This is a genomic window from Methylicorpusculum sp., assembly GCF_030651835.1.
Classification (GTDB): domain Bacteria; phylum Pseudomonadota; class Gammaproteobacteria; order Methylococcales; family Methylomonadaceae; genus Methylicorpusculum.
The window spans coordinates 1-8339 of record NZ_JAUSBX010000153.1 but is presented as its reverse complement, the minus strand read 5'-3'; the positions used below and the strand labels follow the sequence as shown (position 1 = coordinate 8339).

The 8339-nt window shown below is 48.3% G+C and carries 7 protein-coding genes; 5 read left to right on the top strand and 2 right to left on the bottom strand.

All coding sequences use genetic code 11. The features are described 5' to 3' along the window. Positions 1-1248 precede the first annotated feature (1248 nt). Entirely contained in the window at positions 1249-2784 is a 1536-nt protein-coding gene (locus Q7V32_RS19795; RefSeq protein ID WP_304898695.1) for a thymidine phosphorylase family protein, read from the top strand. Positions 2785-2789: 5 nt separating this feature from the next. Then, positions 2790-3665, top strand: coding sequence for a ribose-phosphate diphosphokinase (locus tag Q7V32_RS19790; RefSeq protein ID WP_304898694.1), 876 nt, complete (start codon positions 2790-2792; stop codon positions 3663-3665). A gap of 206 nt (positions 3666-3871) precedes the next feature. Here Q7V32_RS19790 and Q7V32_RS19785 read toward each other — a convergent pair whose 3' ends face one another. After that, positions 3872-5686, bottom strand: coding sequence for an ABC transporter ATP-binding protein (locus Q7V32_RS19785; protein ID WP_304898693.1), 1815 nt, complete (start codon positions 5684-5686; stop codon positions 3872-3874). A gap of 123 nt (positions 5687-5809) precedes the next feature. Here Q7V32_RS19785 and Q7V32_RS19780 point away from each other — a divergent pair, with 123 nt between their 5' ends. From Q7V32_RS19780 to Q7V32_RS19770, 3 genes are read left to right on the top strand one after another with little or no spacing between them, the layout of a single operon-like run. Beyond that, entirely contained in the window at positions 5810-6313 is a 504-nt protein-coding gene (locus Q7V32_RS19780; RefSeq protein WP_304898692.1) for a CDP-archaeol synthase, read from the top strand. 9 nt (positions 6314-6322) lie between these two features. Beyond that, a complete protein-coding gene (locus tag Q7V32_RS19775; protein ID WP_304898691.1) occupies positions 6323-7075 on the top strand; it encodes an endonuclease/exonuclease/phosphatase family protein in 753 nt (250 codons plus the stop codon). After that, positions 7072-7656 carry a CDP-alcohol phosphatidyltransferase family protein gene (locus tag Q7V32_RS19770; protein ID WP_304898690.1) on the top strand — a complete coding sequence of 195 codons (585 nt, stop codon included), beginning with the start codon at positions 7072-7074 and terminating at the stop codon, positions 7654-7656. The genes Q7V32_RS19775 and Q7V32_RS19770 overlap by 4 nt, the downstream gene beginning before the upstream one ends. Here the strand turns inward: Q7V32_RS19770 and Q7V32_RS19765 are convergent. Beyond that, the gene (locus Q7V32_RS19765) at positions 7653-8165 is read right to left on the bottom strand and encodes a motility protein A (protein WP_304898689.1); all 513 of its coding nucleotides are present in this window, start codon (positions 8163-8165) and stop codon (positions 7653-7655) included. The two genes, Q7V32_RS19770 and Q7V32_RS19765, sit on opposite strands and share 4 nt — an antisense overlap. Positions 8166-8339: the final 174 nt, after the last annotated feature.

Genomic DNA, 8339 nt, shown 5'->3' with positions numbered 1-8339 from the left:
GAGTCGTAACACCCGAAACTGGGATTGGCAGCCAGAAGTCTGTTTAAATCCTGATAAACCAAACAATAATGCGGCGAAAAAAACCGACACTACTGTCCACTAATTTTTAACTGATGCGACAACTACGTTGACATTTACCGCTCTCTGCAACATCCCTGTTGCAGAAGCCTTTTCAATCAACCACCTACACCCACTAAAATTGGAGGGGTGAGCAGATACGATTTTTCAATCAATCTTTGGCAATAAAGCTTGACATAGCGCTGCCATTTACAAAATCAGATACCTGATGTTTTTCCACAATTTCTGTGGATAACTCTGTGTACAAGCTATCATTAACTATGCCAAACCCCTATTGGTAAAGGCTGTTAGTTAGCTTGTCGATTTTTTATACAGCAATATTAATAGCTATATATAACAATGGGTTAAAAACAGCCATCGCCTTTTCCATACCCTTTATGCAAATCAGGTAAGTTCATTTCAATCTACCGACAATTCTGTGCATAAAAAGATTTTGAAAAACTCATATTCGTCAATACGTTTTCTGCATGAGTTGAATATTTTCTTGAAAAAACAGCATCAACTACTCCCTTTTGATTAAAAAACCGTCTAAGAATAGAAGGTATGGGATGTGTCTATCGAGGACCGCCGTGAACCCCTCCATGGGGGCTTGACGGCAGCAATCCCTGCTGCCGACATCCTCGATAGCCACACCCCATACCTTCATAAAGTTAACCATTTTTTGAGTATAAAGAGAGTAATAAAACGAAGTGCGTCAACAAAACGTACGAGAGACACTAACAAATGAGTCTATTGATGTCGGCAGGCCTTCATCCTTTGGGTAACAGTCTACACCTTTGTTTCTGGTTGCCTATTTCGTAGATCGAATCATTTTTCTGATATTACTCCTATCTGATCTAAAAACGTCTATTTCCGAGACGATCCCTGCAATTCTCAATTTAAAGTTGAAAAGGCTGGGAGAAGCTTTTCGAGGATATCGGGCAGCAGGGCAGATTTTTTATTCCGGACAAAATCTGCATTTCCACCCTCCTTGGCTGTCAGATGCCGCTGTCAAGCCCCCATGGAAAAGTTTACGGCATTCATCGAATGGCTTTTTCCCTGCCCAAACCGTTTGAAACGTCCTATCAGCGTAGCTTTCAATCGAGACAAAATACAAAGTGCCCCGCTCATTTGACATCTCGTCCGGCAACACGCATCATCCCGTATCATTTATCAATCGCCCCTTTATGTATGAGTAATGACACGCTGCAAATACGCCGTATAGGCATCGATACCTATCATGAAAACGTAGCCTATTTAAACCGGGATTGCGCGATTTACCGGGCCGAAGGTTTTCAGGCTTTATCCAAGATCAAAGTTTGCGCAAACGGTACCAAGCTGTTTGCAGTATTGAATGTGGTCGATGACAATTCCATAGTTCTGCCAGGCGAATTGGGACTCTCCGAACAGGCATTCAATCAGCTTAACATTGGTGAAGGCACGTTCGTGACTGTCGATCATGCCGAGCATCCTGAGTCCATGGATGCCGTCCGGCGAAAAATCAACGGTGAACGACTGGATCAAAGCGACTTTCACAGCATTACCCGGGATATTGTCGAAACGCGTTATTCCAAAATGGAAATGGCCGCTTTTCTGGTTGCCACAGGGCAAAACAATCTCGATCGCGACGAACTGCTTTATCTAACCCGCGCGATGCTGGATTCGGGCGAACGCATGAACTGGCACGAATCGCTGGTCGCCGACAAACACTGTATAGGCGGCATACCGGGCAACCGAACCTCAATGCTGGTAGTACCCATTGTCGCCGCGCACGGCATGCTGATACCTAAAACATCAAGCCGGGCAATCACCTCGCCGGCAGGAACCGCCGATACGATGGAGGTTCTTGCGGAAGTAAACCTGTCTCCGGAACGTCTGCACGATATTGTGCGGCAGGAACGCGGCTGCCTCGCGTGGGGCGGTACTGCCAAATTGGCGCCTGTGGACGATATACTGATTTCGGTAGAGCGCCCGTTGGGCATTGACTCACAGGGTCAAATGGTCGCATCCATACTCTCAAAAAAACTGGCGGCCGGTTCTACCCATTTGATCATTGATATTCCGGTTGGGCCTACGGCTAAGGTCCGGCACATGCGCCAGGCATTGGCACTGCGCAAGCTATTTGAATTTGTGGGTGACCGACTGAACATCCACCTTGAAGTCATGATTACCGACGGCCGCCAACCCATAGGCCGAGGGATAGGCCCAGTGCTTGAAGCACGGGATATTATGGAAGTTCTTGAAAATAACCCCAACGCACCGTCTGATCTGCGGCAAAAATCGCTACAACTGGCCGGACGAATTATAGAATTTGACCCTGATGTCAGAGGTGGCCAGGGTTATGCGATTGCCAGAGATATCCTGGATTCGGGCCGGGCGATTGCCAAAATGAATGATATCATTCGGGCTCAAGGCGCCAAATCCATTGACCTGAGTCCGGGATCTCTTTGTCAGGAAGTCTATGCCAAACAAGACGGCGTCGTGACACATATTGATAATTTTCAGATGGCTAAGATTGCCCGTATCGCCGGAGCCCCGCTGGATAAAAAGGCAGGCGTCGACTTGCTGAAAAAACTGGGCGAAAGCGTTCAAAAAGGCGAGCCGATTTACCGAATTTATGCCGAATTTCCGGCCGATTTTAAGTTTGCTCAAAAGCTGGCTGCCGACAATAATGGCTATATGATAGGCACCGAAGAACATGTCCTTAAACCGCTGGTCGCATTCTGAATACCATGCTGATACTCGCTTTTCCCGATTACCTGGAACAGGCTCAAAGACTGGCTAACCAGCTTAACGTTCCGATTGCTCAAACTTTCCTGCACCGTTTTCCCGACGGTGAAAGTCTGGTTCGCCTGCCCACGGCATTGCCGCGCCATATCGTCATTTTCAGGAGTCTGGACCATCCCAACGACAAGCTCATTGAGCTATTGTTATGTGCCAAAACAGCCCGCAAACTGGGCGTCCAACGCATCACGCTGGTCGTGCCTTACTTATGCTATATGCGCCAGGATATCGCCAATAATCCCGGCGAAGCAGTCAGTCAGCGAATTATCGGACAGCTTTTGGCCGATCTGTTTGACGATGTGATTACTGTCGACCCCCATTTACATCGTATCTCCCGTTTGGATCAGGCCATTCCGCTGCAAAATGCAATAAGCCTTTCAGCCTCAGACATTATTGGAAGCTATCTCAAATCACAGCTGGATCATGCTGTTCTGCTGGGACCGGACAGTGAATCCGAACAATGGGTGGCAAATATCGCAGCAGAAATAGGTTTCGAATACGGCATCGCCAAAAAAATCAGGCACGGTGACCGTGATGTCAAAATCACCCTGCCCAACAGAAATTTTAGCGGCCATCCCGTTGTCATCATCGATGATATGGCCAGCACCGGACGCACGCTGACCCAAACAATTCACTTACTTCGCAAAGCGGGTGCAACAGAGATCTATGCGGCAATCACCCATCCTTTGTTCTGCGACGATGCTGAAACCGCTATCCGTTCTGCCGGTGTCAAAGACATTTGGTGCACAGACAGTATCCGGCATTCAACTTCTTGTATAAAACTTGACGCCTTATTAGCGACGGCGGTGAAATCTATTTTATGACAGCAATTCTGAGTTTGATCTTTTCGGCATCATTTTGGGCTGAGAAAAGCCTTTTGAGGAACGCCGTAAACCCTTCCATGGGGGCTTGACAGCAGCATCCTGCTGCTGACATCCTCAAAAAGCTTCCCCCAGCCCCTTTTTCCATTCAAATTGAGAATTGCTGATTTTATGATGATCGCTTGATCTTCTTGACAAACACTCATCAATTAATCCTGCGCATCCGGTAAAAAGCCCCCGGCTTGCATGGTCCATAGCCGATGGTAAAAACCTTTTAGCGCCATCAAGTCTTGATGCGTGCCGTCTTCGACGATACGCCCCTGATCAAACACCAGAATCCTGTCCAGATGCGCGATGGTCGATAAACGATGAGCAATGGCAATCACGGTTTTTCGCCCCATCGCACTGTCCAGATTATCCTGAATCGTTTTTTCTGTGACCGAATCGAGACTGGAGGTGGCTTCATCAAGAATCAGTATCGGCGCATCCTTCAGCATCACTCTGGCTATCGCGATGCGTTGACGCTGACCGCCGGACAACTTGACACCGCGCTCGCCGACCAACGAATCATAACCTTCAGGAATTGCCTCTATAAAGCTATCGGCATTGGCTTGCCGAGCGGCTTCCTGTATCTCGGCATCACTCGCATGCAAGCGGCCGTATCCGATATTTTCTCTCAGGCTGCGATGAAACAGACTGGGATCTTGCGGAATCAAACTGACCTGGTGGTGAAGAGAATCCTGAGTCGCTTGGCCTATGTCCTGGTCATCGATCAAAATATGCCCGGACTGCGGTTCAAAATTTCTCAGTATCAGGCTGACAAACGTCGATTTTCCCGATCCTGAAAAGCCGACCAAACCGACCCGCTCCCCGGATTCGATCACGACATTCAGATGCTCGAGTACAGGCCGGTTGGGTTCATAGGCAAAACACACATCACGAAACTCTATCCGTCCACGGGTAATTTGCAGGGGTTTGGCATCCGGCACATCGACTATTTCATGCGATTTAACAATTGTTTCGACCCCGTTGGCGACATTGCCTATGTATTCAAAAAATTCCAGAAATCGCCGGGTCAGATTGCGCGCATCGCCAATAATCAATAAGGCCAAACCTGTGCTCATCGCAAAATCACCGACGCTGATAGCACCTTCGCGCCATAGCATCAGCGCATAAGCGATAGTGCCTATTTTCAATGATGCAGCGGCGATAAACTGAAACCAGCGCACCCGTTCCATATACCAGAAGGTACGCCGTCCCGCCTGAACTTCCGTTTCCAGAAAACCGTTCAGATACTCACGCTCAAAATCCAGGCGGGCAAACAACTTGGCATTGAGTATATTGGTTACCGCATCCACGATTTTGCCGTTGACCATGCTGCGTGTAGCGGCGTAGTTTTGCGCATAAGGCTGGCAACGTGTCGCCAGCCAAAAAGAGATGACTACATACAACAACATCCAGCCGCCGACAAATCCGCCTAATTCGATATGGGTCTGAAACAACAGTGAAACCGATACGGCGAATATAATCATGATCGGCCAGAAATCAAACAAGATTGACCACGTCGTGTGATTAACACTCATAGAAGTTTCGCTGATGCGATGCGCAAGTCCCCCGGCAAAATGATTGCCGAAATAACGCGGCGCATGCTGTTGCAGGTAGGCATAGAGCAGTTGACTGGTGCGCTGTCGTAAGCGGGGACCCACAATAATCAGCACGGCACCGCTGCTTCGGCTGAATATAATCTCTGCCAGATTCAATCCAACCAGCAATAACAAAGGCTGCTGAAAAGTATCCCACAATCCCGCACCGGCAGGTTGACTGGCAACCGTATCCATGAGTGTTTTGATCGCATAAGGCACCATAATACTGCCTGCCGCCTGCCCTGCCTCAAGCACCATCATCAACACCAGCCAGACCTTAAATTGCCGTAAACAATAAAGGATAAAACTGAACGTGTGGACGGGCAGTGGCGGCGCTTCAGCCGCTCTTTTAAACGGGGAATCGGGTATTTTTTTTGCCATTTTCTTTTTATAAAATGATAGGACCGGCATTATATAGCAATACTCAATTCACAACGGCCCATGCCCGCTAAAGTTTAAATCGGTTAAGATGGCTCAATAATAAAGGTTGAAGAGACTTTTTAAATGACTGCACCTGCATTTCATTGGACCAGTATAATTCACGCATCAATTCTATTGCTGGTTGCCAACGGCGCTCCGATTATTGCTTATAAGCTTATGGGAAAACGCTTTGCATGGCCGGTGGACCATGGTCTGTGTTTAGGTGATAGGCAGCCTGTGTTCGGTCGCTCAAAAACCTGGCGCGGCATAGCATTTTCAGCCGGATTGAGCGGCTGTGTCGCTATTCTCTTGGGTTTCAGTTTTTGGCTCGGAATGCTGTTCGGCTTGTTGGCGATGAGCGGCGACCTTCTGGCTAGCTTTATCAAGCGCAGGCGCGGATGGGTCGAAAGCAGCCGGGCAAGAGGACTCGACACGGTGCCCGAGTCACTGCTACCTTTATGGTTTTTAAGACACTCAATGGCTTTGGAATGGCCGGATATCACGGTTGTCATGGTACTTTTTTTTATGATCGAAGAATTTCTCTCGCCGATTCTGTTCCGGCTGCATATTCGCAAACGTCCTTATTAAATCAAGCCCATGACTGACAGCACTTTTCGCGTATTAACCTACAACATCCATAAAGGCTTTAATGTAGGAAACCGGCGCTTTGTTTTGCATCAAATCCGCGAAGCGTTGATTGAAGCCGATGCGGACTTACTGTTTCTTCAGGAAATGCAGGGTGAACATGCGCATAAAGAAAAACACGTTCCGGATTGGCCGGACCGGCCGCAGATCGAATTTATCGCAGAGGGTGTCTGGCCTCATTATGCGTATGGTAAAAATGCAATCTATACCGCCGGTCACCACGGCAATGCCCTGTTAAGTAAATACCCCTTTGAAAGCTTCGAAAATATCAATGTTTCCCCATTCTCGTGGGCTAGCCGGAGCTTGTTGCACGGCGTAATCCGGATTAAACCGGATGTTCAACCCCTGCATGTGGTGTGCATTCATTTCGGATTAACCGGAAAGGAACGCCGACTTCAGCTTGAACGCCTTTGTCAGCGCATAGAATCTCATGTGCCTCATGATGCACCCTTAATCGTTGCCGGTGATTTTAATGATTGGCTGGGACACGCTGATCGTCACTTTTACGAGCATCTGGGACTTAAAGAGGTTTTTAAAACGACGCATGGCCGTTACGCGAAAACATTTCCGGCATGGTTACCGATTTTGACCATGGACCGGATTTATTTTCGAGGCTTAACGCCGCTATCTTGCAATCGGCTGGCCCATTCCCCATGGCATACTCTTTCCGATCACGCTCCGTTAGCCGGTTTATTCCAACTATGACAAAGCCATCCATATTAACCTTGCCCAACTTACTGACCAGTTTTCGCTTTATCGCTGCACCCGCTTTATTATGGCTGGCGTGGCACGGTCATGGATTGGCTTTTATGGGCTTGCTGGCCCTTGCCTTTTTAACCGATGTATTAGACGGCTGGGCCGCAAGAATGATGGGGCAGGTCTCGGAATTCGGCGCCATTCTGGACAGTTGTGCGGACGTGGTGAATTATCTCACCATAGCCGTTTGCTGTTGGTGGCTGTGGCCTGAAATTGTCGAACTGGAATGGTTCTATGTTGCGCTGATTATTGCCAGTTGTTTACTGCCTACCGTTTTTGGATTGATCAAATTCGGCAGTTTTACCTGTTATCACACCTGGACTGTAAAAGCGGCAGCGGCGGCTATGGGGAGTAGTTTATTTCTGATGTTTCTGAATGGCCCGATCTGGCCTTTTCGAATTGCCGCGATCCTGTGTATTGCCGCGGCCATTGAAGAGATGGCGATAACCTTTTTCCTGACAGAACCTCGACCCAATGTGCGTTCACTTTTTAACGTGCTGAAATCAATCAGGAACCAAACGAGACATTAATTTTGGGAACGCAGGCCCGGGCGTAAAAACGATTCCAGTTTTTGTCTGATCATACGGGGATTCTCGCTTTCCTGTAACGCTAAAATGCCTTCGATAATTAACTCTCTGATAAATATTTCATCTTTATCTTTCTGTTTGAGTTTATTAGCCATCGGACTGAAAATCAGATTACCCATCAATGAGCCGTATAGCGTCGTTAAAAAAGCCACCGCAATAGACGGCCCCAATTGGGAAGGATCGGATAAATGGCCCATGACGCCGATCAGACCGACCACAGTGCCTATCATTCCCATCGCGGGAGCGACCCCGGCCATAGTCGACAGCATTGCAATACCGACATGATGCCGCTGAGACGTCATTTCATTATCGTTTTCCAGTACCTGCCTTACCTCGTCCATATCTACGCCATCGATAACCAGCATTAATGCGTTGCGAATGAAGGAATCAGCAATCGACGGCAACTCTTCTTCCAATGCCAGCAGGCCTCCCCTACGGGCTTTATCGGCCAAGTTTACAAACAGATCTATATATTCCTGGGGATTTTCGGGGAGTCGCTATTTTTGCGAAAGCTTGTTTTGGGCATCCCAGCCCAATCAAGCAGCAAAAAAATACGCGACCACTGATGCCTCCGGCGGCCCCGATTCGTCCGCGTCGCCTCGTTTCGACCCAACAAGGGGTCGAAA

Bases quoted from the DNA above. Each gene is read 5' to 3' on its own strand.
- Q7V32_RS19795 (WP_304898695.1), top strand. From the start codon at position 1,249: ATGAGTAATGACACGCTGCAAATACGCCGTATAGGCATCGATACCTAT.
- Q7V32_RS19790 (WP_304898694.1), top strand. From the start codon at position 2,790: ATGCTGATACTCGCTTTTCCCGATTACCTGGAACAGGCTCAAAGACTG.
- Q7V32_RS19785 (WP_304898693.1), bottom strand. From the start codon at position 5,686: ATGGCAAAAAAAATACCCGATTCCCCGTTTAAAAGAGCGGCTGAAGCG.
- Q7V32_RS19780 (WP_304898692.1), top strand. From the start codon at position 5,810: ATGACTGCACCTGCATTTCATTGGACCAGTATAATTCACGCATCAATT.
- Q7V32_RS19775 (WP_304898691.1), top strand. From the start codon at position 6,323: ATGACTGACAGCACTTTTCGCGTATTAACCTACAACATCCATAAAGGC.
- Q7V32_RS19770 (WP_304898690.1), top strand. From the start codon at position 7,072: ATGACAAAGCCATCCATATTAACCTTGCCCAACTTACTGACCAGTTTT.